Origin of the sequence: Mycoplana ramosa (genome assembly GCF_041930185.1) — a bacterium.
GTDB lineage: Bacteria > Pseudomonadota > Alphaproteobacteria > Rhizobiales > Rhizobiaceae > Mycoplana > Mycoplana ramosa.
Genome location: NZ_JBHEEW010000008.1, coordinates 139,055 through 162,560 on the forward strand (window position 1 = coordinate 139,055; position 23,506 = coordinate 162,560).

The following is a 23,506-nucleotide window of genomic DNA, read 5'->3' on the forward strand; positions in this document are numbered from 1 at the left end:
AAAGCCAATTCTAGGCGGGGGACTGCTTCTCCGTGTTGTGCCATGACCGGCGCGAAGGCCGAACATCGCTCCTGCCGGAGCGGGCGGCGTTCTTGAAAATCGGCTTTGTTCCCGCAACCCGAATGGCATGGAAATACTACATGAGCGCAGTCACCTCCGTTTCCAGCAACAACCACGATCTGGCGCGGCGTCTGGACTATCTCGGCCTCGACGCAAGCGCCCGCAAAGAACTGCGCACCCTCAAGCCCTTCCTGGAAAAGGAGCTGGGCCCAGCGCTCGACCGGTTCTACGATGTCGTGCGCAAGAGTCCCGAAATCAGTCGTTTGTTCTCCAACGATGCCCACATGGCGCATGCCAAGGGAGCCCAACTCGGCCACTGGAGCACCATCGCCACCGGTGATTTCAATTCCGACTACGCCAACAAGGTCCTCACGATCGGCAAGGTCCATGCCCGCATTGGTCTGGAGCCGCGCTGGTATATCGGCGGCTATGCGCTGGTCGTCGAGCATCTTCTGACCGCAGCACTGAAGGAGATGTGGCCGAAATCCGGGTTCTTCTCCCGCTCGGATGCCACTCCCGAGGCGGCAGCGGCGAAGCTGTCCAGCCTGATCAAGGCGATCTTTCTCGACATGGATCTTTCGATCTCCGTCTACATGGATGCGTCGGACCTGACGAAGCAGAAGGAAGTGCAGGCCCAGGTTGTCGCCGAGGAGCGCAAGATCGTCAGCGACAGTTTCGGCGCCGCGTTGAAGCGCATCGCTGCGGGGGATCTCACGGCACGGATCGAGGGGGCGGTGCCGGACGCCTACGCGACGCTTCGTGACGACTTCAATCACGCCGCGGAAGCATTGTCCCACGCGATCGGCAACATCAACGCCGGTGCCGGCTCGATTCACATCAGCGTCCGGGAGATCGCCGCCGCGTCGGACGATCTTGCCAAGCGCACCGAGCGCCAGGCTGCAAACCTCGAGGAGACTGCGGCCGCCGTTGAAGAGGTTACGACCACCGTGCGCCAGACCGCAAAGAGCGCGGACGATGCCAATGCGCTGGTTTCCGCCACCCGCGGCAATGCCGAGCGCAGCGGTGAGGTGGTCGAGCAGGCCATTACCGCCATGCAGGAAATCCAGCAGTCCTCGGCGAGCATCGCCAACATCATCGAGGTCATCGATGAAATCGCCTTCCAGACGAACCTGCTGGCGCTGAATGCAGGCATCGAGGCGGCGCGCGCGGGCGAGGCGGGTCGTGGCTTTGCCGTCGTGGCCTCCGAGGTTCGCGCGCTGGCGCAGCGTTGCGCCGACGCGGCGAAGGATATCCAGAACCTGATCGCAAAGTCGCACGGCCAGGTCGAAGACGGTGTGCGGTCCGTCAACGAAGTCGCCGAGACGCTGCGGCAAATCGTCAGCCAGGTGGTCGAGGTCAGTTCGGTCTTCTCGGCAATCCGGGCAAGCACCGCCGAGCAGGCGACGGGTCTCCAGGCGGTCAACCAGGCGATCAATGCCATGGACCAGATCACCCAGCAGAACGCCTCGATGGTCGAGCAGGCCAACGCCGCAAGCCAGGCGCTGACGCAGGAGGCTGCGTCCATCGCTGCCCAACTCGCCAGCTTCCGCACGAGCGGGCGTGCCGTTGCGGCATCCGCCGAGGGTTATGTCCGGGCTGCGTGAGGGCGAGCGAACCGGACCGCACAGGATGCAGGATGGCTGGCCTCAACGGCCCGCTAATCCTGCGCCGCCCGCGGACCGAACACTGCAACGATCAGCGCGAGCAAGGCCAGGCCGGAGCCAAGCAGGAACGTCGTCGTGAACGCCTCCGCGATGACTTCCGGAGCGGTCGCGACGATGTCCCTTGACCCGACCGCGGCAGCGAACAAGCTGGCCATAACCGAGGCACCCGTCATGAAGCCCAGGTTTCGCGACAGACCAAGCAATCCTGACAGTAGTCCGCGCTGATCGTCCCTTACGGCGACCATCACAGCGGTGTTGTTCGCTGTCAGGAACAACTGAAAGCCGGGCGTCAGGACGATCAGGGCTGCCACATATCCCGCGACACCGATGAATCCGGGCAGGAGCGCCAGGCAGGCAAGGCCGAAAGTCATTTGCACGAGGCCGGCAGCCAGGACGGAACGTGCGCCGAACCGATCCGTGGCACGCCCCGCCAGAACGCCCGACAAGGCTGCTGTCAGCGGCCCGACGGCCATGACGAGGCCAACCAGGGCCTCATTCAAACCGAGGCTGAAGGCGAGAAAGAACGGGCCGACCACCAAAGTCGACATCATCACGGTGGTGACCAGAATGTTCATCGCAAGGGCCGATCCGGTTGCCCGATCAAGCAGGATCGACACGGGCACCAGCGGTGATGCCGACCGGATCTCGACGACGACGAAGAGTGCGAGAGCCAGCCCTGCGGCGGGCAGCAGCAGGGCCGCGCCCGGGATCACGGCTGCAATGCCGCGGGCGGTCGCAAGCGCATAAAGGATCAAGGTTACCGCGAGCAAGAAAGCGCCGGGCCAGTCCATCCGTCCATCCGCCGTGCGCGACGGTACGGGTGTTGGCGGGATGGTCCGCCAAGCAATGCCCAGCACCAGAAAGCCGACGCCAGCCAGTGCGACGAAGGCCGCTCGCCAGCCGAAGCCGGCGATCAAGACGCCTCCGAGGGAGGGGCCGAGGGCGGTTCCGATCGCAGACATCGTGCCGAGCAGTCCCATCGCCGATCCGGTGCGTTCCCTCGGGACCGTTTCGCGAATGAGCGAAACCGGGAGTGCCATCAGGATGGCGCCGCCGATGCCCTGCATTGCGCGGCCGGCGATCAGCATTCCAAGCGTCGGAGCCGCGGCGCACAGCGCGGAGGCGCCTGTAAACAGCGCCAGTCCGGCGATCAGAACTCGGCGTTGCCCGAGCAGATCGCCAAGCCGCCCCGCCAGGACGATGGTGACCGTCACCGAGATGAGATAGGCGAGAACGACCCACTGTACGGCGGCAACCGGCGCGGAGAAATCCCTCGTTAGCGTTGGAAGCGCCACGGTGGCGATACTGACGCCGAGCGAGGCAAGCAGCATCGCCCCTGCAAGTGCTGCGAGCACGGATGGTGTTGTCCTGGTTCGGATCATGGCTTCCATGGTGAGGTCCTCTTGTCGTTTCATCGAATCCGGGCTAAGGTGCCACTTCAAGTCGACTTGAGGTCAAGCGTGAAATTTCTGGATATCGGCGTGCTGTCGGAACGCAGCGGACTACCGCCCTCGACGTTGCGCTACTACGAAGAGGTTGGACTGATCGAATCGCTCGCACGCCACGGGCTGCGGCGCCAATACGGAAGCGAGACACTGACCCAGCTGGCCTTGATATCGCTTGGCAAGACCGCAGGGTTCAGCCTCGGCGAGATGAAGAAAATGTTCGGCAAGGACGGCGTTCTCGATCTGCCGCGCACAGCCCTTCGCGCTCGGGCCGACAAGCTCGATCTCCAGATACGCAAACTGACCACGCTCAGAAACGCACTTCGCCATGCGGCCGAGTGCCCCGCAGAAAACCACATGGAATGCCCGAAGTTCCGCAGGTTGTTGCGCGTCGCGTCGCATTCGCGGCCCGAGCGAGAGCATGTGACCGATCCGAAATTCTGACCGAACAGACGGGGGCGGCAGTCGGGCGTGAGCTCGGTCGAACCATCGCGTCAGCCCCGCTGACCGTGGGACTTGAATAGAGCCAGCGCCAGATCGGGCCGGCACACCTTGAAGCCGCCGCGCGGGATCAGTCGACGAATTCGACCGTGACGCCGGGCGAGGCCATCTTTGCCAGTTCGGTCGCATCCCAGTTCGTCAGGCGCACGCAGCCGTGGCTCTGGGTCTTGCCGATCTTGGAGGGCTCGGGGGTGCCGTGGATGCCGTAGGTCGGCTTCGACAGGGCGATCCAGACCGTGCCGACGGGGCCGTTTGGACCGGGCTGCAACGTCAACACCTTGTCGTTGCCACCCTGCTGGAAGTTGATCTTCGGATTGTAGGTGTAGTTCGGATTGAAGGCGATGCGCTCCACCGTCACTGTGCCTGACGGCGAGGGGGTGTCGGCCGAGCCGATGCTGGCCGGATAGGCGGCGATCAGCGCGCCCATCTCGTCATAGGCGAGCAATTGCTTGCGTGCCTTGTCGGCGAGGATTTTCGCGACCTTGCCCTTCTTCGGCTCGCCGACATTGATCACCTTGATGATCGTTCCGGGAATGGTGAAGTCGACGCCGGGGTTCATTTCCCTCAGATAGGCCTCGTCCATGTGGAAACGCTCTGCGAGCATCTCCACGGTCGAGGTGTAGGACAGCGCCGGCAGCATAGCCTTGTGGGCGTAGTCCTCCGGGATCGACGCGACGTAGGGGCCGGCCGCATCGGCGGCGGTGATCTCGTAGGTCGTGAACGGCATGCCGCCGTTCAGATGCAGTTGCTCCAGGATCCAGTCCGTATCGTTTGGATCCAATGTCTGGCCGGTCGCCAGTTGCCAGGCCTCGATCGCCTTGGTGACGTTTGAGCCCTTCTTGCCGTCGATGACGCCAGGCGAGAACCCCTCGCGGTCGAGGAACACCTGGAGCGCCGTGACTTCTGCGGACGTCTTCTTGCCGATCGGCGTGGCAGTCGGGAAGCGCGGACCCGGCACCGTCTCGAAGACCATCGAGCCGTCCGGGAGTGCCGCCATGTCTTCTCCGCCCCAATCTTCGCGTGGCTGGTCGCTGTAGCCTTCACCCGGCAACGGCTCCGGCAATTCGGATCTCTCGACCGAGCCTGGCTGGCGGTTGCGGAAATCCGGAACCGAGCCGGTCGTCAGGTCGTCGCCGTATTCGGTTGGGGCAGGCGGGAAATAATCTCGTGATGTTTCCGGGTAGCCTTCCACCTGCCGGTAGCGGTCGCGGCGGTAGTCGCGGGCGCCGTAGCGCTCGAAATAGCGTCCGGCCGGCATGGCGGTGGCGATGAGATTGCCCCAGGAATCGATGTAGACCCGCCGACCCTGGCGGTCGCGCGCGGCGCGGACGCTGCCATCGGCAGGGATATAATCCAAAAGGTCACCCTCGGGCGTCACAAGCACTATCCGATCCCGCCGCAAGCCATACACGTCCTGCGCGGTGGCGGGCACCGCGACGAGAAGCGTCGCTAGGGTGATCAGGGAAATGCTTGTTTTGAAAACGGAATTCACGGAATCTACCTATCGTCAAAGCTGTATCCGGGACGTGGCACCGAAATTCGACGGTAATATGGAAAAGGTGAAACGATGGTTAATCGACTGCTAACAATCATGTAACGTTATCGTGCCGACGTTGGCCGAAGAAAGGACGGCGTCGCGCAGAACCCCTCGGGCTGGCAGGATGAGAGTGGCGTCGGCTGAGTGAGCGCTGAACCGGAAAAATAAGCAACGGCAACGTGTTGGCGGAAATTGTGGCGCCTCAGCAGGAGGCGCCACCGGACGCCGTGCGAGCGATCCGAATCTCAGGCCGCCGCCACCCGCACTTTGTGGCGCTCGCCGATCGGGACCAGTTCGGATGGTGCGGGCGCGCTGTAGACATCATGGCCTGTGAACGTCTCCGGATAGAACCGGAAGCCGGCGGGAGGCGAAGGTGCCGCGTCTTCGAGCGGCGCCTCGTCGGCCACTTCCATGAAGGGATCGGGAATGGCGCTGATCAGGCGGCGGGTATAGGGGTGCGTCGGGTTGGCGAAGATCTTGTCCCACGACCCGAGTTCGACGATCTGCCCGAAGAACATCACGCCGACTCGGTCGCTCATGTGTTCCACCACGCTGAGATCATGGCTGATCATGATGTAGGAGAGCGCCAGCTTCTCCTTCAGTTCCAGCAACAGATTGATGATCTGGGCGCGGATGGAAACATCGAGCGCAGAGACGGGTTCGTCGAGCACGATGATCTTCGGATTGAGCACGAGGGCGCGGGCAATACCGATGCGCTGGCGCTGACCGCCGGAGAATTCGTGCGGAAATCGTCTTGCCTGTTCCGGCTTCAGCCCGACATGGCGCAGGATGTCCTCCACGCGCGCCTCAAGCTCGCTCCTGTTTGTCACGCCGTGCAGTTTCAGCGGGGCGGCAAGCGAGGTGTAGATCGTCTGACGCGGATTGAGCGAGGCATACGGGTCCTGGAACACCATCTGCGCCATGCGCGCGCGCTCCAGCCGCGAGGGCGGCGTCTTGCCGGTGATTTCCCTGTCGTCGAAATAGATGGCGCCGGTCGTCGGTTTCTGCAAGCCGACGATGGAAAGGGCGAGCGTCGATTTCCCGCAGCCCGATTCGCCGACGATCGACAGGCACTCGCCCTTGTTCAGCGTCAGGTTGAGGTTGTTCACGGCATGCAGCACCTGCCGCCCGCCGCCGAAGAGACCACCGCTCGTCGGGAAGTGGACGCTGAGGTTTTCGATGCGCAGAAGCGGACGGGCAGGACTATTCATGGTGATGGCACCTGACAAAACCGTGGTGATCCAGGGGCGTCTGGCCGGGCTTCCGCGCGGCGCAGATCTCGCTTGCCCGAACGCAGCGCGGCTCGAAGCGGCAGCCCTCGGGAAAAGCCGTGATCGACGGCACGACGCCTTCGATTTCCTGGAGGCGCTTGCGCTCATGCAATTCGCGCGTGCCGAGCCTGGGGATCGAATCGAGCAGTCCCCTCGTGTAGGGGTGGCGCGGCTGCCGAAAGATGTCCGAGACCGGCCGCTCCTCGACGAGATTGCCGGCATACATGATGCCGACGCGCTGGCACATCTTGGCGATCACGCCGAGATCGTGGCTGATCATCAGAACCGCGGTGCCGCGGGCGGTGCAAAGGTCCTGCACGAGCTTGAGGATTTCCGCCTGCACGGTCACGTCGAGTGCCGTCGTCGGCTCGTCGGCGATCAGGAGGTCCGGATCGCAGGCGAGCGCAATCGCGATCATCACCCGCTGGCGCATGCCGCCGGACAGCTGGTGCGGATAGGCTTTTGCGCGCTTGTCCGGCGCCGGCACGTGCACGCTTGCAAGGGCTTCGACCGCCTTCTTCTCGGCTTCCGCCCAGGTCGCGCCCTGATGCAGCACGAACATCTCGGCGATTTGCCGGCCAACCGGGGACAGCGGGTTCAGCGCTGTCATCGGCTCCTGGAAGATCATGGCGATGCGACTCCCGCGCAGCTTGCGCATGGCGCGTTTCGGCAGGGTGCGCAGGTCCTGGCCGTCGAACCGGATGGCGCCGCGGGAGACAGCCAGCGGCGCCTTCAAAAGTCCGATCATCGAGAGCGCGGTGATGCTCTTGCCGCAGCCGCTTTCGCCGACCAGCCCGAAGGTTTCGCCGCGTCCGATCGCAAAAGAGACGTTTTCGACGACGTTCAGCCGCCGTCTGCCGGACATCATGTCGATGGTGAGGTCGGAGACCTCAAGGAGCGGGGCGCTGGTCATATGCGGCGCGTCCTCATATGGGGATCAAGGATGTCGCGCAGGCCGTCGCCGAGCAGGTTGAGACCGAGCACGGTGACGAAGATCGCGATCCCCGGAAAGATCGCCGCCCATGGCGCCAGAACGATCAGGTTGCGCGCATCGGTCAGCATGCCGCCCCAGCTCGGCAGTGGCGGGCGAATGCCAAGGCCCAGATAGGAGAGGGCTGCTTCCGCCAGGATGGCGTCGCCCATGCCGAGCGTGCCGATGACCAGAATGGGCCCGATCATGTTGGGTACGATCTGCGTTACCATGATGCGCAAGTCGCTGTAGCCGAGCGTCTTGGCCGCCTGAACGTAGCCCTGCTTCTTCAAGGACAGGGCCGAACTGCGGGCGATGCGGCACGTCCACGACCAGTTGGTCAGGCCGAGCGCAATCAGCAGGCTGCCAAGCCCGGGTCCGAGGATGGCCATGATCGCGAGCGCGAAGATCAGCGAGGGGATCGCCAACATCAGGTTGGTCAGGCCGGAGACAAAATCGTCCCACCAGCCGCCGAAATAGCCGGCCGAGACGCCGAGTGCCAAGCCGATCGTGGTGTTGATCAACTGCGACCCGATGCCCACCGTGAGCGAGACACGGGCGCCATAAAGGACGCGGCTAAAAATGTCGCGGCCCTGGGCGTCCGTTCCGAACCAAAAGGTCGCGTCGGGCGGCAATTCCGCGTTCATCAGATCGGCGTCGGCAATCGGATCGAAGTGGGCCAGCCACGGCGCGAAGGTCGCGGCGGCGATGATGATCAGACAGAGCAGCGCCCCTATGGCGAGATTGAATCGCAGTTGCATGTTTCTACTCGTGGCTGATGCGGGGGTCGATGATCGCGTAAAGGATGTCGACCGCCGTGTTGATGAAGAGGAACCACAGGACGATCACCAGGATGCAGCCCTGGACGACCGGGATGTCGCGCAAGGCGACGCTGTCGATCAGAAGCGACCCCATGCCCGGCCAGGAAAACAGCTTCTCGATCACCACCGCCTGTCCCATCATCGAGCCGAACTGCAGGCCGATCGTCGTGATGATCAGCACCAGTGCGTTGCGCATCACATGCCATTTGACGACACGGAAGCTGCTCATGCCCTTGGAGCGGGCGGTGCGCACATAGTCGGCGCTCATCACCTCGAGAACGGCGGCGCGGGTGGTGCGGGCGAGAAGCGCCAGCGGGGCGACGCCCAGCGTCAGCGCCGGCAGGATCAGGTTGCGCAGGCCGCCGTCGCCATAGCCGAAACTCGGCAGCCAGCCAAGGGTGAGCGCGAACAGATACATGAACAGAAGGCCGAGCCAGAACTGCGGCAGCGACAGACCGGAAATCGCGCTGATCATGGTCAGGCTGTCGAATAGGCTGCCGGGCCTCAGCGCGGCGACGAAACCGAGCGGTACGCCGACGACGACCGCCACCAGCATGGCGGCGAAGGCCAGCTTCAGGGTCGCCCACATGCGTTCGTTGATCATCGTAATGACCGGCTGGCGGGTGCGGAAGGAGGTGTCGAGATCGAACTGCGCCAGCTTCCATACATACTTGCCGAACCGGACATGGACCGGTTGGTCGAGGCCGAACTCCTGGTTCATCTTTTCGACCAGCTTCGGGTCGTTGGCGCCGCGGCCGTCGGCGATCATGCTGGAGGCGATGCTGCCGGGCACGACACTGAAGATCACGAATATCAGCAGCGACACCGCGACGACGGTCGGGATCATCTGCAGAAGGCGGCGCAGGGCGAAACGTAGCACCGTGTATTCTCCTACACCTGCGATGGGCCGGACGCGCTGCCCGGCGAACCGGAAGCCCTGTCCCTGCATCGTGGATTTCGTGGACACCGATAACGTGCGGACCGATCGCGCCCGAAAGGAGCGCGACGGCGCGAGGCATCGGATGCCGTGCGTGTTGCGCCGGCATCCGAATTTTCAGCCCTGCTTATCGGGCTGGCGCGGTGTCACCGACCCAGAGTTCCTCATAGGCCTGGATCGCCATTTCCTGGGCGTTGGGCTGCACGCCATGCAGCCACGGCTGATAGGCCATGACCGCCTTGTTGTAATTGAAGAACCAGACCGGTGCTTCTTCCTGCAAGAGGTTGTTGGCCTGGCGCAGCAGGTCGTTCTTTTCGTCTTCGGTCTTGGCGTTCGTCGCCGCTTCGAACAGCTTGTCGTATTCGGCGTTGTTGAACTTCTCGTAGTTGCATGAGGACTGCGGCGTCTTGGAATAGAAGCAGCGCAGCGCCGTCAGCGAGTCCGGCCCGCTTTCCGACGACCACATGAAGGCCTGGAAATCGCCGGCCGGAACCGCTTCGGACAGAACCGAGCTCTCCACCGGCTTGGCCTTCACCTTGATGCCGACCTTTTCCAGCATCGGGATGATCGCTTCAACGATGGTGAGGCCCCAGCTTTCGTTCTGGGTGGCGGTCAGCTCGAACTCGAAGCCATCAGCATAACCGGCTTCCGCCAGCAGCGCCTTGGCCTTTTCCGGATCATAGGGGTAGGGCTTGGCGTCCTTGTCATAGGCCGGCGATGACACCGGCAGCCAGCCGGAGGCGCGATAAGCCTTGTCCTTGGCCAACCGCTTGATGATCAGGTCGGAATCGATCGCATAGTTGATCGCCTGGCGCACGCGCTTGTCCTGGAACGGCTTGAAATCGGCGCTCAAGCCGACATAGCGGGTGTAGACTTCCGCGACTTCCATGATGTTCTTCGACAATTCCGGATCGGCCTTGTAGGCGACATACTGCGCCGGGCCGAGAACCGAGACGTCGATTTCCTTGCTGCGGAACGCCACGTCGCGGGCAGCCGCATCCTCCATGATCATGATGTTGACCTTGTCGGCGTAAGGCTTGCCCTTCTCGTAGTATTTGTCGTTCTTCGCCACAGTCAGGCGAGATCCTGGCACGTACTCGGAAAACTTGTAGGGGCCGAGGCCGACCGGCTGGGTGAAGTAGCCGTCCTTCTCCGCCGCGCCGACGGGGTAGATCGCGGTATAGTTGGGCATGAACTGGAAGCCCGGGTTGATCGGCCCGGTCAGCGTGATTTCCAGGGTGAAATCGTCGATCTTCTTCAGACCGGAAATTTCCTTGGCCTTGCCTTCATTGTATTCGTCCGCGCCCTTGATGACTCTGATGTACTGCGCCGCCGGGAAGGGCTTGGCCGGATCCATGATGCGGGTGTAGCTGTAGATGATGTCGTCGGCAGTCATCTGCTTGCCGTCGTGGAAGAAAGCGTCCTGACGCAGCTTGTAGGTGTAGGTCAGCTTGTCGTCCGATACCGAAACGTCAGTCGCCAGCGACAGCTCAGGTTTGTTCTCGTTGGCGTTCCAATGGTAAAGCGAGCGGTGGATGGCCTTGGCCCAGAACTCGTCCTGCACCTGCGCGGAGGCATGGATGTCCAGTGACGAGAAGCTGGAGCCATAGGGCGCTACGAAATTGACCGTCCCGCCCGCGCGCGGCTCTTCGGCCGAGGCGATCGAAGCGACACCTGAAAGCAAGGCCGTTGCCAGCGCTGCCACCAATGCAATTCTCTTCATGTTTTCGTTCCCTCTCTTTTTGACTTGGATGGTGTCAGTCTTTTATCGTTATCAATATCCGTCGTTACTGCTGCGTATCTCTGACAAACACGACCTCGCCGCCCCGGATGGTGAGGTTGCACTGGGTGTCGTTCAGAATTTCTTCCGGAGTGGCGGTCAGCATGTTGCGGGAGAACACCGCGATGTCGGCGACCTGCCCGGGGACTAGCTTGCCCTTGACATTTTCGAGCTTCTGCGAAAACGCGCCGTGTTCGGTGTAGACCTGCAGCGCCTCTTCGATCGTCACCCGCTCGCGGGCATCCATCACCGTGCCCTTGCCGGTCTTGCGGGTCAGCATGCTGTAGATGTTCGGGAACGGATTGGGATGGCAGACCGGCGAATCGCTGCCCGTCGCCGGCTTGAACCCCAGCTCCTTCCAGGTTTTCAGCGGATAGCTCGAAAGCGCCCGCTCCTCGCCGAGCACCTTGATGTAGGCGTCGCCGAAATCATAGATGAACACCTGCTGCGGGCAGGGATAGATCCCGGCCTTGACCATGCGCCGGTGCTGGGCATCGGTCGAAAAACCGCAATGTTCGATGCGATGGCGCCGATCGGCATCCGGCATCGCCGCCAGCGCCTTCTCGTAAGCGGTGATCAGCTGCTCTATGGCCGCGTCGCCGATCGCATGGCAGGCGAGCTGGTAGCCCTTGCCATGGGCATCGAGCACCAGAGCTTCCAGTTCGGCGTCGGAAAGGATCTGCACGCCGGTGGTGTTGTCGTCGCCGAGGTAGGGCTTTGTCATCCAGGCGGTGCGGCCGCCCGCCGAACCGTCGAGGAAGAGCTTGACCGCCCCGATGGTCAGCATGTCGTCGCCGACGCCGGACACAAGACCTGCCTCATGGCACTGGGGCACGATGGAAACACCGGGATCGCCGAGCAGCACCAGCCAGGCACGCACGGGCAACTTGCCGCGCAGCTTGGCAAGGTTGTAGGCGCGGATCTCGTCGAAGCCCGACAACATCCCGACAGCCGCGTCCATGACGCTGGTGATGCCGTAGGACAGCAGCATGTTGCCGGCGGCGTCGATCGCGTCGATCATCTCTTCGGTCGTCGCCTTAGGAATCGCCGCGCGCACCAACCCTTGCGCGGTCTCCGCCACCATGCCGGTCAGCACGCCGTTCTTCTGCTCGATCAACCCGCCCTCCGGCACCGGCGTTGCCTCGTCGATACCGGCGAGCCTGAATGCAGCCGAGTTGAAGATCGACACATGGCCGCAGGCGCGCGTCACCATTACCGGGTGTTCGGGCGCGACGGCGTCCAGTTCGGATTTGTGCGGATGACGGCCGACATCGAGCTTTGTCTGGTCGTAGCCGCGCGCCCGGATCCAGGTGCCCGGCGGCGTCTTTGCCGCCTGTTCCTTGATCGCCTGTAACAGGCTGTCGAGCGTCGGCGCGGCTTTTGGCGTCGCGTCGATCCAGTTCAGCGTCAGGCCGATGGAGATGAGGTGGAGGTGGGCATCGTTGAGGCCGGGGGTGGCGAACTGGCCCTTCAGGTCGATGAGCTTTGTGTGTTCACCCCTTAGCGACAGCATCTCGTCGTTCGAACCCGCGGCGAGAACCTTGTTCCCCCAGATCGCCAACGCTTCCGCCGTGCCTTCATCGAGGCCACGCCAGATGACGCCGTTATACAGAATCGTGTCTGCCTGAACCACCCGCTAAACCCCCTCCCAAGAGCACATCATTGCAGCGAGCCTTCCATCAAAGGCAGGGGCAATCAAGTGTTTGCCTATGCAATCTTTTCCGCATCCTATGCGATTTTTTCATAACGCTGGCGGCCTGATCGGAGCGCGCCGTCAAATTCGATTCCGCTTCCGCCGGGCGTGCGCTAGCATGCGCGCAAACCGAATCCGGGAGCCGCCATGACCCTCGCCCTGACCGCAGAAAACGGAGTGCACAGCTTCGATATCGCGCTCGATCCCCAATCCGCGCTCGACCTTCGCGAGGCCATCTTTCGCGGCATCAACCTGGCGCCCGGCGCGGCGATTCCTTCGGACGGCGATCCGCGCATCGACCGGGCGGCGCCCGGTTTCATGTTTACCTGCGGTCCCGACCATATCCGTCACCCGGAGCCAGTCGAGGGGGCTACGGACGGCAGGCGCTACCCGCTGCACGGATCGCTGTCCTCCCATCCGGCCAAGGACATCCTGTTTGAGGAAGATGAGAGCGAGGTGGTCTGCTCGGCGCGCGTGCCGGTCACGCTTGCCAACGGCGAGACGGCCGAGTTGCAGCGGCGCTGGCGGGCAGACCGCCAGAGCGGACAGATTACTCTCGAGGATATCGTAACCAACACCGGCGCCCGCCCTTGGCCGCCGGTGGCGATGTACCACGTCAATCTCAATACCCGCCTGTTCGACGAGACCACGCGCCTGACCGGCGCGATGCTGGAAGGCGGAAGCCTGCCGTGGCGGTTCGGCGACGGCGACATGCGGATCTTCTGCGTCTCTGCCGCCGAGACGGCGGAGAATGGCTGGGCCGACATCGCGATCGGCCCGATCGCCTCGCTCGGCGGTCGCAGCCTGCACCTGCGCTTCCGCGTCGACACGCTGCCTTACCTGCAGGTGTGGCGGAACCAGTCTCCGGGGTGTCATGTGATGGGGCTGGAGCCGGTATCGCAGCGGCTGGCGGGGCGGAGCGAACTCATCGCGTCCGGTGAGATGGCGGACTTCAAGCCCGGCGAGACGGTCGACTACGGCCTGTCGTTCGAGTTGCGATAGTGTCGCTCACGATGACACTCGCCCGATTGACGCCCGGTTCGGGCGCGCCTAAATCGAAGGCATCCGTTTTCACGAAGGGCACGCATCATGGATATCCGCGCGATCAACGACGAATACTCGGTTTCCGGCCAGATCACCGTCGAGGATCTGGACGAGATCAAGGCGTTGGGCTTCAAGTCGATCGTCTGCCATCGGCCGGACCATGAGGCGCCCGACCAGCCGGAATTCGCGACCATCGCGGCGCGGGCCAAGGAACTGGGCATCGATATGGCCCATGTGCCGGTGGGACCGATGGGCGTGACGGCCGAAGCCGTGCGCGGCATGGTCGACGCCCTCGACGAATTGCCGCGGCCGATGCTCGGCTACTGCCGCTCCGGCGCCCGTTCGACCAACATCTACGCCCAGACGCAGCACATCCGCGGCTGAGGTCGGCACGACGCGAGCGGATAGCGCCGCCCACGAGACGGTCCGGCGGCGCCAGACTGGCCAATGCCCACTTCACCCTGCTCCGCGAATAGTGATCCGGCCCGTCATGCCGGACTAGATCAGATCAAGTCCGGGGTGACGGCAGCGTGGAGGCTTTACAAGAGGGACAGCAACTGAACGCCGCGCGTCCCGGCAGGGGCCGTGCGGCGTTGTCGTCTGTAGGCAACCTTACCGGCCGTCCCTGATCTGCGAGAGCGTGCGCGCCGGGGTGATTGCTTCCGGATCGAGCTTGACCTCGATGATCGACGGCTTGCCGCTCGCGCGTGCCCGCAGGAAGGCAGCCGCGAACTCTTCTGTCCGGCTGACTGTTTCACCATGGCCGCCAAAGGACTTGGCGTATGCCGCGAAATCCGGATTGGTCAGGTCGGTGGCGCTGACGCGGCCCGGATATTCCCGCTCCTGGTGCATGCGGATCGTGCCGTAGATGCCATTGTTGACGACGACGGTGATGATCGGCAGGTTGTAGCGCACCGCCGTCGCAAACTCCTGCCCGTGCATCAGGAAGCAGCCGTCACCGGCAAAGCAGATCACCTCCCGCTGCGGGAACAGTTGCTTGGCCGCCACCGCCGCCGGCAGGCCGTAGCCCATCGAGCCCGAGGTCGGCGCTGCTTGCGTGGCGAAGCGCCGGAAGCGGTGGAACCGGTGCACCCAGGTCGCATAATTGCCGGCGCCGTTGGTGAAGATCGCATCCTCCGGCACGTTTTCCTCGAGCCAGGTCATGATCGGTCCCATCTGCACGTCGCCAGGCCCGGTCTCAGGCGGCGTCGACCAGGCGAGGTAGGCTGCATGCATGGCCTTGGTTCGCTCCGCCCAGCGCGGCGGGGAGGCAGGCGCGAGATCGGCGAGGCTGGCGACGAAGTCCGATGCACCGGCGCAGATCGCAAGCTCCGGCCGATAGACACGGCCGAGTTCGGAGGCATCGGGATGGACATGCACGAGCGTTTGCTTCGGGTAGGGGCTGTCGAGCAGCGTGTAGCCCGATGACGGCATCTCCGAATAGCGGCCGCCGAGCAGGACGACGAGGTCCGCCTCACGGATCTCCTTGCCGAGCGCCGGGTTGATGCCGATGCCGGAATCGCCGGCATAGTTCGGGTGCAGGTGATCGAACAGCATCTGCCGGCGGAACGAGCAGGAAACCGGCAGCGCCCAGCGTTCGGCAAAGGCCGTAATGCCGGCAACGCTATCCTCGTTCCAGCGTGTGCCGCCGAGGATGACGATCGGCCGCTCGGCCTTTTCCAGCAGCGCCCTCAACTGGGCAATCTGCTTCGGCCCCGGATGGGCCTCGACCGGCGTATAGGGCTGTGCAGCCGGCGCCTCGACCGTCTCCGTCAGAATGTCCTCCGGCAGCGCGAGCACAACAGGTCCCGGCCGTCCCGAGGTCGCGACCGCGAAGGCGCGGGTGACGAACTCGGGAATGCGCTTCGGATCGTCGATCTCGGCCACCCACTTGGCGACTTCGGTAAAGGCGCGGCGGTACTCGATCTCCTGGAAGGCCTCCCGCTCGCGCGCCTCGCGCTGGACCTGGCCGATGAACAGGATCATCGGGATCGAATCCTGCCTGGCGATATGCAGGCCGGCGGACGCGTTGGTGGCACCGGGACCGCGGGTGACCATGCAGATGCCGGGCTCGCCGGTCAGGCGGCCCCAGCAGTCGGCCATCATCGCCGCGCCGCCTTCCTGGCGGCAGACGACCACGTCGATGTCGGTGTCATGCAGGGCATCGAGCACCGCAAGGTAGCTCTCGCCGGGCACGCAGGAGATGCGTCGGACGCCGTTGGCGACGAGGGCATCGACGATCAATTGTCCACCGGTTCTCATGGTGTTTCCCTGTGCATTCTTCTCGGTGTTTGTCATGCGGTCTTCCTCCCGGCTTCCAGCGCCTGGAGTTCGGCCAGGATCTCGTCGGTGTGTTCGCCGAGCCGCGGGCTCGGCCGCTCATAGGCCAGCGGTGTTTCGGAAAAGACGATCGGCGTGCGCACGCTCGGGATGCGGTTGCCGTCGCGATCCGGCAGGTCGAGCCGCATGCCGCGCGCCCTGATCTGCGGGTCGTCGAAGGTCTCCGCGATCGAGTTGATCGGCCCGGCAGGGACGCCGTTTTCTTCGCAGGCGGCCAGAAGATCGGTCTTCCTCCAGTTGCGGCTGCGCTCCAGGATCAGGGGCCGCAGTTCCGCGCGATGCTTCACGCGGGATTTGTTGGTGGCGAAACGCTCGTCGGAGGCGAGATCGGCCATGCCGAGCAAGGCGCAGAAGCGCTGGAACTGGCCGTCGTTGCCGACCGCAAGAATCATGTGGCCGTCGGCGGTTTCGATCACCTCGTATGGGGTGATGTTCGGATGCGCATTGCCAAGGCGGGTGGGGGCGGTGCCGGAAACGAGGTAGTTCATGTTCTGGTTCGCCATGACGGCCGACTGCACGTCGAGCAGCGCCATGTCGATCTGCTGGCCCTTGCCCGTCTTCATCACATGGATGAGGGCCGCCTGGATGGCCGTGACCGCGTAGATGCCGGTGAAGATGTCGGCGATCGCCACGCCCGCCTTCATCGGCTCGCCGTCCGGGGCGCCGGTGACCGACATGAAGCCCGACATGCCCTGGACGATGTAGTCGTAGCCGGCGCGGGCGGCATAGGGCCCGTCCTGGCCGAAGCCGGTGATGGAGCAGTAGACGAGCTTCGGATTTTCTGGCGCGAGGCTGTTGTAATCGAGCCCGTATTTCTCAAGCCCGCCGACCTTGAAGTTCTCGATCACGACATCGGCCGTGCGCACCAGCCGGTGGACGATCTCCTGGCCTTCCTTGGTCCGGAAGTCGACGGTGATCGAGCGCTTGTTGCGGTTGGTGGAGTGGTAGTAGGCGGCAGACAGGTTTTCGCCGTCCTTGCCGGTGACGAAGGGAGGGCCCCAGGCGCGGGTGTCGTCGCCGCCGTCAGGGTTTTCGACCTTGATCACGTCCGCGCCGAGGTCGGCCAGCATCTGTCCGGCCCACGGCCCGGCAAGCACGCGCGCGAGCTCGATGACCCGGATTCCGGCAAGCGGCAGGTTCTTCTTGTCCATCGTGTCCTCCATGCCGACACCGTTCGTCGTCAACGGCAATCAATCCTCGGCAATGTATGCTGGATAACAAAAAGGCGCATCGCGAGATAGCATCAACCGGGCATGGGTTGATGCGCGTCCGGACTTAATCGCGCTGCGTTCGGTTCAAACGAGCGGCGGCATCGCGGGGATGGTCGGACGCTTTCTCAACTGGTGCTCGCGCCAGATCACATAGAGGCCGGAGCTGATGATGATCGAGATCCCGCCCCATTTCAGCGGATCGGGCAGGTCGCCGAACACCCACCAACCGAGAATGGTGGCCGAGACGATCTCCAGATATTGCAGCGGTGCCAGCACCGATGCCGGGGCGCTGCGATAGGCATAGGCGCCGAAAATGCCGGAAATGGTGGCGGCGATGCCGGCGCAGATGATGAACAGCGTGGAAACGCCGTGCGGCATGACCGGGGTGAACGCCGTCCAGCCGAAACGGCTGCCGACCAGAAGCGCGATCGCGGCAAAGGCTGCGCCCCAGAGGCCGGTATGCAGCTGCATCGACCAGGGGTCCTCGCTCTGCGCGGCCAGCCGCGTGATCAGGTAGAACACCGCCAGCCCGAACGCGGAAACGACCGGCAGCAACGCAAACAGTCCGACCTCCTGCATGCTTGGCTGGATCACCAGCAGGGCGCCGAGGAAGCCCACGGCACAGGCGGTATAGCGCCGCCAGCCGATCGTCTCCTTCAGGAAGATCGCCCCCAGGATCGTCAGGATGATCGGTTCGACGAAGAAGATCGCGAGTGCGTCTGCAATCTCCATCACGGAAAGAGCCATGACGAACGTGATCATCACGGTCGCGGCCATCAGGCCGCGAAGCGCATGCAGGGCCGATTTCTTCCAGGTCAGGTCGAGCAGGGTGCCGCGCCAGAGAACGACCGGCAGAAGTGTCAGCGCCTGGAAGATGAAGCGGCAAAGGGTGATCACGGCCGCGGGAACCTCCGCCACCGCAAGCTTGGAGAAGAGGTCGATAACCGGCGCGACAAGCACGGAGATGACCATCAGGACAAGCCCGAGCCCCACCTCCTGACGGAGAGCGGACGAAGATGGCGATGCATGTGCGGTCATTTGGATCTACCGGTTCGGCGTTCAGTCAGCGCAATCCTTTGGCACCAGCTGCAAAAATCCGCAATCGGCATTTCTCGCAGGTCCTGCCGCTCCAGCAGCGTCTCATGGCGCAAGCCTCGGTGAACGAGGCAGGTGACGTCGGCAAGGCCGGCCATTTTCAGCCTGTCACCGAGCCAGGCGACGGCGCGGCCGAAATCGGTCGCCGGGTCCTCGTCGCCACCCACGAGATGGATCGGCAATCCGACCGGCAGGCGCGCGATCGCCTTCCTGCTCGCGGCGGCAAACGTCATGGCAAAGACATCGATCCAGAGCGAGACGCTGGCATCGAAGCCACAGAGCGGGTCGGCGATGTACCGGTCGACTTCCGCCGCATCGTGCGAGAGCCAGTCGAAGTCGGTTCGACGGTGCGGAATTTTCTTCGCCCACGCGGAGAAGGTGAGCTCTGGCAAGATCCCGCTCGGCACATCCGATCCCTTCAACATCCGTTCGGCCAGGAGGATGGCTTGCGCAGCGCGGCCGGCGACGCCCGGGTTCAGGTTGGAATTCCAGACGGCAAGTCCGTCGATCAATTCGGGATGCGTTTCTGCGAACAGAAGCGCGAGAAGTCCCCCCATCGAGTGGCCGAACAGGATGATCGGAGATCCCGGATGGTCTTCAATGGCCAGCGCGCGCATCGCGGCCATGTCGTCCAGCGCAAGATGAAATCCGTCTCGATCGGCGAAGCGTCCGATCGGCGCGTCCTGTGCGGTTGTTTCACCGTGTCCGCGATGATCGTGGGCATAGACGTGGAAGCCCGCCGCTGCCAGGCGCTCTGCGAAGGCCTGGTAGCGGCGCGAATACTCGGCAAGCCCATGGCTGATCAGGACCGCGCCTGTGCCCGGACCGCGCGACGGCTCGTGGCGATAGGCGAGCCTCGCCCCCGTCGGGCTTTGCAGGTGCTGGGTTGTGCTGAACATGGTGCTCCGGGCGACATGGGGAGACTGGCGGTGAAAGCATGAAATTGATTTTCCTCCGAAATGCAAATTGCACTTGGTGCGGGTGCAGGGCGCAATCGCCGCCAGCTCTCGTCATCAAAATTTCAGGTTGCAATTCTCCCGCAAATGTTAATTAATGTTTATGGTTTGTTCTGTTTTGGGGGAGGTGTCATGGCAAGGCCCGGATCCACATGCGCGCGAATCACTGCAACATTGCTCCTTCTTGTGTTGGCGGCACCCGCGGCTGCGGTCACCCTGCCGGGCGAACCCGAGGCCGGCGGTGGAAAGCCCAGGACCGCTCATGTGCTGGCACTGACCTGGCACCCGGGTTTCTGCCTGACGAAGCCGAAGGCTCCAGAATGCGTCCGGCCTCCGGAGGGCGCTGAGGAGGCGACACGTCTGTCGCTGCACGGGCTATGGCGGGTCAAGAAGAGCTACTGCGGCATCGATGCGGAGCTGAAAAAGCGCCACCGCTCCAGCAAATGGACGGATCTGCCCAAGCTGGCACTGTCCGAGACGACGGCAATGCGGCTTGCTACAGCCATGCCCGGCGTCGCCTCCGGGCTCGACCGGCATCAGTGGGTGATGAACGGTACCTGCCATGCGGCGACGGCGGAGGATTACTACGGACGATCGCTGGAGATGCTGGACGCCGTCAACACCTCTGCGGTCGGCGCCTTTTTCGAGGCGAAGGCGGGCAAGGCAGTGACGATCGCCGAACTCGCTGCCGCCTTTGATGCCGCATTCGGCGCGGGGACCGGTGAGCGCGTGCAGTTGCGCTGCCGCACGATCGGCGACGAGAGGATCGTCACCGGGTTGACCATCGGGCTGAAGGCGGACGAGGGGGACCTCGGCGGTCTCATTCGGGGCGCTTCGGCCACCAAATCCAGATGCACCGGCGGCCTGGTGGCTCGGGCGGGTGGTGACTGATCCATCCGTCGGGCGGTGCGTTGCCTGCGCCCGATCGCCTCTGCTTCACTGCCACAGCGGCTGTCAATGTCCGAGCGCTCGGGCTGCTGCGACAATTCCCACTGTCTTGGTGCCGCTGCATTGCCGCTGCGGGGGAATTCGCCTACATAGCGGGCAAATTTTCTTCGAATGCGGAGCAGGCGCGCAATGGCACGACAGTTCATCTATCACATGGCAGGGCTCAACAAGGCTTACGGCAACAAGAAGGTTCTGGAGAACATTCACCTTTCCTTCTACCCGGACGCGAAGATCGGCATTCTCGGCCCCAACGGCGCCGGTAAGTCGACGGTGCTGCGGATCATGGCCGGCCTCGACACGGAGTTTACCGGCGAGGCCTGGGTGGCGGAGGGTGCAACCGTCGGCTACCTGCCGCAGGAGCCGCAGCTCGATCCGGCGAAGAACGTTCTGGAAAACGTGATGGAGGGCGTCGCCGCCAAGAAGGCGATCCTCGACCGCTACAACGAGCTGATGATGAACTATTCGGACGAGACGGCCGAAGAGGGCGCCAAGCTCCAGGACATCATCGACAGCCAGAACCTCTGGGACCTCGAAAGCCAGGTCGAGATGGCCATGGATGCGCTGCGCTGCCCGCCGGGCGATGCGGACGTCGGCAATCTGTCCGGCGGTGAAAAGCGTCGCGTCGCGCTCTGCAAGCTGCTGCTGTCTCAGCCGGACCTGCTGCTGCTCGACGAGCCGACCAACCACCTCGACGCCGAGACGATCGCCTGGCTGGAAAAGCACCTGCGCGAATATCCGGGTGCTGTGCTGATGATCACCCACGACCGCTACTTCCTCGACAACGTCACCGGCTGGATTCTCGAGCTCGACCGCGGCCGCGGCATCCCCTACGAGGGCAACTACTCGGCCTACCTCCAGGCCAAGGCCAAGCGCATGCAGCAGGAGGGCCGCGAGGAAGCCACGCGCCAGAAGGCGCTTGCCCGCGAGCAGGAATGGATCGCCTCCAGCCCGAAAGCCCGGCAGGCGAAGTCGAAGGCCCGTATCCGTGCCTATGACGAACTGGTCAAGGCGGCGGCCGACCGCCGTCCCGGCGACGCGCAGATCGTCATCCCCGTCGGCGAGCGTCTCGGCCAGGTGGTCATCGAAGCCGAGAACCTGACGAAGTCCTACGGCGACCGCGTGCTGATCGAGAACCTCACCTTCAAGCTGCCGCCCGGCGGCATCGTCGGCGTCATCGGGCCGAACGGCGCCGGCAAAACGACGCTGTTCCGCATGATCACCGGCCAGGAAAAGCCGGACAGCGGCGAGATCCGCATCGGCGATACGGTCGATCTCGGCTACGTCGACCAGAGCCGCGACGCGCTCGACGGCAACAAGACCGTCTGGGAGGAAATCTCCGGCGGCAACGACGTCATCAAGCTCGGCAAGCACGAGGTCAACTCGCGCGCCTATTGCGGCGCCTTCAACTTCAAGGGCGGCGACCAGCAGCAGAAGGTCGGCACGCTTTCGGGCGGCCAGCGCAACCGCGTCCACCTCGCCAAGATGCTGAAGGCCGGCGGCAACGTCATTCTGCTCGACGAACCGACCAACGACCTGGATACCGAAACGCTGGCCGCCCTCGAGGACGCGCTCGAAAACTTCGCCGGTTGCGCGGTGATCATCAGCCACGACCGCATGTTCCTCGACCGCCTCGCGACCCACATCCTCGCCTTTGAGGGCGACAGCCACGTGGAATGGTTCGAGGGCAACTTCGAGGACTACGAGCAGGACAAGATTCGCCGGCTCGGCCCGGATTCGGTCAATCCGAAGCGCGTCACCTACAAGCGGCTGACCCGCTGAGGATCAAAGGGCAGGGGATGCGGGTCCGCCCAGCGGCCGCTTGCTCTGCGCTCATCTCCATCAAGCCGCCACGGTGGATACCCCGTGGCGGCTTGTCATTGCGGCCTGTGATTGCGGGCATGGCGCGATCGGGCCGGCTCGATCGTTCATTGCGACAGATGGGGCGCGGATAGTCCGGCGCCGAGGGCCGTGGCGACCCGTTCAGGCCGCCTCCTCCGAAGAATGCGCGGCCGACAGGCGAGCACCTCGTTCTGTCGGCATCTCGTTGATTTTGTTGATGCACAGGGCTGGATGCCCAGTTCGTGTCCGGCCGAACCGCTCTTTTGGCATTGTCCACGGTATTCCCGGCTTCGCCGCCGAGCCGTGGAGATTGCGGCTTGCATTTGCGCAATCCGTGACATAAACATATCTTTATGTCTTGATTGGATTGAGGGGCGCAAATGGCGAAGCTCGGCTTGGACGACACCGTGGAAGTGCTGAAGACGGCGGGCGAATCGACGCGGCTGCGCCTCCTGGCGCTTCTCGCCCGCGGCGATCTGACGGTCACGGATCTGACCGATATCCTGGGCCAGTCGCAGCCGCGGATCTCGCGGCATCTGAAGCTTCTCGCCGAGGCGGCGCTGATCAACCGCTACCAGGAGGGCGCCTGGGCCTATTTCCGGCTGAGGCACGAGGGTGCCGCCGTCTCGCTGGCACGACTGCTGCTCGACCGCATCGACGGCGCCGACCCGATCCTGTCCAGGGACGCGGAACGGCTTGCGGTGCTGAAGAAGGCACGCGCGGAAAAGGCGCAGGCCTATTTCAGCCGGAATGCCGCCGAATGGGACGAACTGCGTCGCCTTCATGTGAGCGATGCGGAGGTCGAGGCGGCGCTCCTGCGGCTGATCGGGGATCAGCCGGTCGATGCGTTCCTAGACCTCGGCACCGGCACAGGCCGCATCCTGCAACTGTTTGAGGGGCTTTATCGGCGCGGTGTCGGCGTCGATGCCAGTCGTGACATGCTCGCTGTTGCCCGCGCCAATCTGGACCGCGCCGGGATCACCAAGGCGTCGATCCGGCACGGCGACATTTTCAACCTGCCGCTGGAGCGCGACGAGTTCGACGTGGTGACCATTCATCAGGTCCTGCATTTTCTCGACGAACCGGACGCCGCCATTGCCGAAGCCGCCCGCATGCTCCGGCCGGGCGGGCGGCTGGTGATCATCGATCTTGCCCCGCACGAAATCGAGCATTTGCGCGACGAGCACGCCCATCTGCGATTGGGGTTTTCCCACCAGATCGTTGCGGACTGGCTGCAGCAGGCGGGCCTGGCGCTCGAAAAGACGATCGATCTCAACCCCGCCGACAGCGGGCCGGAGGCGTTGACGGTGACCATTTGGCTGGCGCGCGATCAGAGACCCGCGGACGGCGCCGATGGCGCCGAACCACTCATCGCCATTGGCGGGAGGAATTGA

Annotated in this window: 19 protein-coding genes; 7 read left to right on the forward strand and 12 right to left on the reverse strand. The window is 63.8% G+C overall.

Annotated elements, in window-relative coordinates:
• Positions 1-140: 140 nt before the first annotated feature.
• Positions 141-1,664 carry a methyl-accepting chemotaxis protein gene (locus JNC62_RS12330; RefSeq protein WP_374839144.1) on the forward strand — a complete coding sequence of 508 codons (1,524 nt, stop codon included), beginning with the start codon at positions 141-143 and terminating at the stop codon, positions 1,662-1,664.
• A gap of 53 nt (positions 1,665-1,717) precedes the next feature.
• Here the strand turns inward: JNC62_RS12330 and JNC62_RS12335 are convergent, their stop codons facing one another.
• The gene (locus JNC62_RS12335; protein ID WP_374839146.1) at positions 1,718-3,115 is read right to left on the reverse strand and encodes an MFS transporter; all 1,398 of its coding nucleotides are present in this window, start codon (positions 3,113-3,115) and stop codon (positions 1,718-1,720) included.
• Between the two features lie 69 nt (positions 3,116-3,184).
• Here JNC62_RS12335 and JNC62_RS12340 point away from each other — a divergent pair, with 69 nt between their 5' ends.
• Positions 3,185-3,613, forward strand: coding sequence for a helix-turn-helix domain-containing protein (locus tag JNC62_RS12340; RefSeq protein WP_374839148.1), 429 nt, complete (start codon positions 3,185-3,187; stop codon positions 3,611-3,613).
• 127 nt (positions 3,614-3,740) lie between these two features.
• On the opposite strand, the gene JNC62_RS12345 is transcribed toward JNC62_RS12340, so the two are convergent.
• The 7 genes from JNC62_RS12345 to JNC62_RS12375 all read right to left on the reverse strand — a co-directional run bounded on the left by JNC62_RS12345 (position 3,741) and on the right by JNC62_RS12375 (position 12,619).
• Entirely contained in the window at positions 3,741-5,102 is a 1,362-nt protein-coding gene (locus JNC62_RS12345; RefSeq protein ID WP_374839309.1) for a L,D-transpeptidase family protein, read from the reverse strand.
• Positions 5,103-5,452: 350 nt separating this feature from the next.
• Entirely contained in the window at positions 5,453-6,418 is a 966-nt protein-coding gene (locus JNC62_RS12350) for an ATP-binding cassette domain-containing protein (RefSeq protein ID WP_374839150.1), read from the reverse strand.
• The gene (locus tag JNC62_RS12355) at positions 6,411-7,391 is read right to left on the reverse strand and encodes an ABC transporter ATP-binding protein (RefSeq protein WP_374839152.1); all 981 of its coding nucleotides are present in this window, start codon (positions 7,389-7,391) and stop codon (positions 6,411-6,413) included. Before JNC62_RS12355 ends, JNC62_RS12350 begins: the two co-directional genes overlap by 8 nt.
• Positions 7,388-8,209: an ABC transporter permease gene (locus JNC62_RS12360; protein WP_374839154.1), complete on the reverse strand. Its 822-nt coding sequence runs from the start codon at positions 8,207-8,209 to the stop codon at positions 7,388-7,390. The genes JNC62_RS12355 and JNC62_RS12360 overlap by 4 nt, the downstream gene beginning before the upstream one ends.
• A gap of 4 nt (positions 8,210-8,213) precedes the next feature.
• On the reverse strand, positions 8,214-9,149 hold the full coding sequence (locus tag JNC62_RS12365; protein WP_374839156.1) for an ABC transporter permease: 936 nt from the start codon (positions 9,147-9,149) through the stop codon (positions 8,214-8,216).
• A 184-nt stretch (positions 9,150-9,333) separates the two neighbouring features.
• The gene (locus JNC62_RS12370) at positions 9,334-10,929 is read right to left on the reverse strand and encodes an ABC transporter substrate-binding protein (protein ID WP_374839158.1); all 1,596 of its coding nucleotides are present in this window, start codon (positions 10,927-10,929) and stop codon (positions 9,334-9,336) included.
• Between the two features lie 64 nt (positions 10,930-10,993).
• The gene (locus JNC62_RS12375) at positions 10,994-12,619 is read right to left on the reverse strand and encodes an amidohydrolase (RefSeq protein ID WP_374839160.1); all 1,626 of its coding nucleotides are present in this window, start codon (positions 12,617-12,619) and stop codon (positions 10,994-10,996) included.
• 207 nt (positions 12,620-12,826) lie between these two features.
• Between JNC62_RS12375 and JNC62_RS12380 the strand changes: the two genes are divergently transcribed.
• Together JNC62_RS12380 and JNC62_RS12385 are read left to right on the forward strand one after the other, a co-directional pair.
• A complete protein-coding gene (locus tag JNC62_RS12380) occupies positions 12,827-13,681 on the forward strand; it encodes a DUF4432 family protein (RefSeq protein WP_374839162.1) in 855 nt (284 codons plus the stop codon).
• Between the two features lie 87 nt (positions 13,682-13,768).
• A complete protein-coding gene (locus tag JNC62_RS12385) occupies positions 13,769-14,107 on the forward strand; it encodes a protein tyrosine phosphatase family protein (protein ID WP_374839164.1) in 339 nt (112 codons plus the stop codon).
• A 228-nt stretch (positions 14,108-14,335) separates the two neighbouring features.
• Here JNC62_RS12385 and JNC62_RS12390 read toward each other — a convergent pair whose 3' ends face one another.
• The 4 genes from JNC62_RS12390 to JNC62_RS12405 form a co-directional block, all read right to left on the reverse strand.
• Positions 14,336-15,985, reverse strand: a complete 1,650-nt coding sequence (locus JNC62_RS12390; protein ID WP_374839311.1) for a thiamine pyrophosphate-binding protein — start codon at positions 15,983-15,985, stop codon at positions 14,336-14,338.
• A 32-nt stretch (positions 15,986-16,017) separates the two neighbouring features.
• Positions 16,018-17,226: a succinate--glutarate CoA-transferase gene (caiB, locus tag JNC62_RS12395; RefSeq protein WP_374839313.1), complete on the reverse strand. Its 1,209-nt coding sequence runs from the start codon at positions 17,224-17,226 to the stop codon at positions 16,018-16,020.
• Between the two features lie 132 nt (positions 17,227-17,358).
• Positions 17,359-18,312 (reverse strand): DMT family transporter, encoded by a 954-nt coding sequence (locus JNC62_RS12400; RefSeq protein WP_374839167.1) that lies wholly within the window; start codon positions 18,310-18,312, stop codon positions 17,359-17,361.
• Complete coding sequence (locus JNC62_RS12405) at positions 18,309-19,268, reverse strand: alpha/beta fold hydrolase (RefSeq protein ID WP_374839169.1); 960 nt, start codon at positions 19,266-19,268, stop codon at positions 18,309-18,311. The genes JNC62_RS12400 and JNC62_RS12405 overlap by 4 nt, the downstream gene beginning before the upstream one ends.
• A 321-nt stretch (positions 19,269-19,589) precedes the next feature.
• On the opposite strand from JNC62_RS12405, the gene JNC62_RS12410 reads away from it, so the two are divergent.
• The 3 genes from JNC62_RS12410 to JNC62_RS12420 all read left to right on the forward strand — a co-directional run bounded on the left by JNC62_RS12410 (position 19,590) and on the right by JNC62_RS12420 (position 23,506).
• Positions 19,590-20,216: a ribonuclease T2 family protein gene (locus tag JNC62_RS12410; RefSeq protein ID WP_374839171.1), complete on the forward strand. Its 627-nt coding sequence runs from the start codon at positions 19,590-19,592 to the stop codon at positions 20,214-20,216.
• Between the two features lie 186 nt (positions 20,217-20,402).
• Positions 20,403-22,052 carry an energy-dependent translational throttle protein EttA gene (gene ettA / locus JNC62_RS12415; RefSeq protein ID WP_374839173.1) on the forward strand — a complete coding sequence of 550 codons (1,650 nt, stop codon included), beginning with the start codon at positions 20,403-20,405 and terminating at the stop codon, positions 22,050-22,052.
• A gap of 440 nt (positions 22,053-22,492) precedes the next feature.
• Positions 22,493-23,506 (forward strand): ArsR/SmtB family transcription factor, encoded by a 1,014-nt coding sequence (locus JNC62_RS12420; RefSeq protein WP_374839175.1) that lies wholly within the window; start codon positions 22,493-22,495, stop codon positions 23,504-23,506.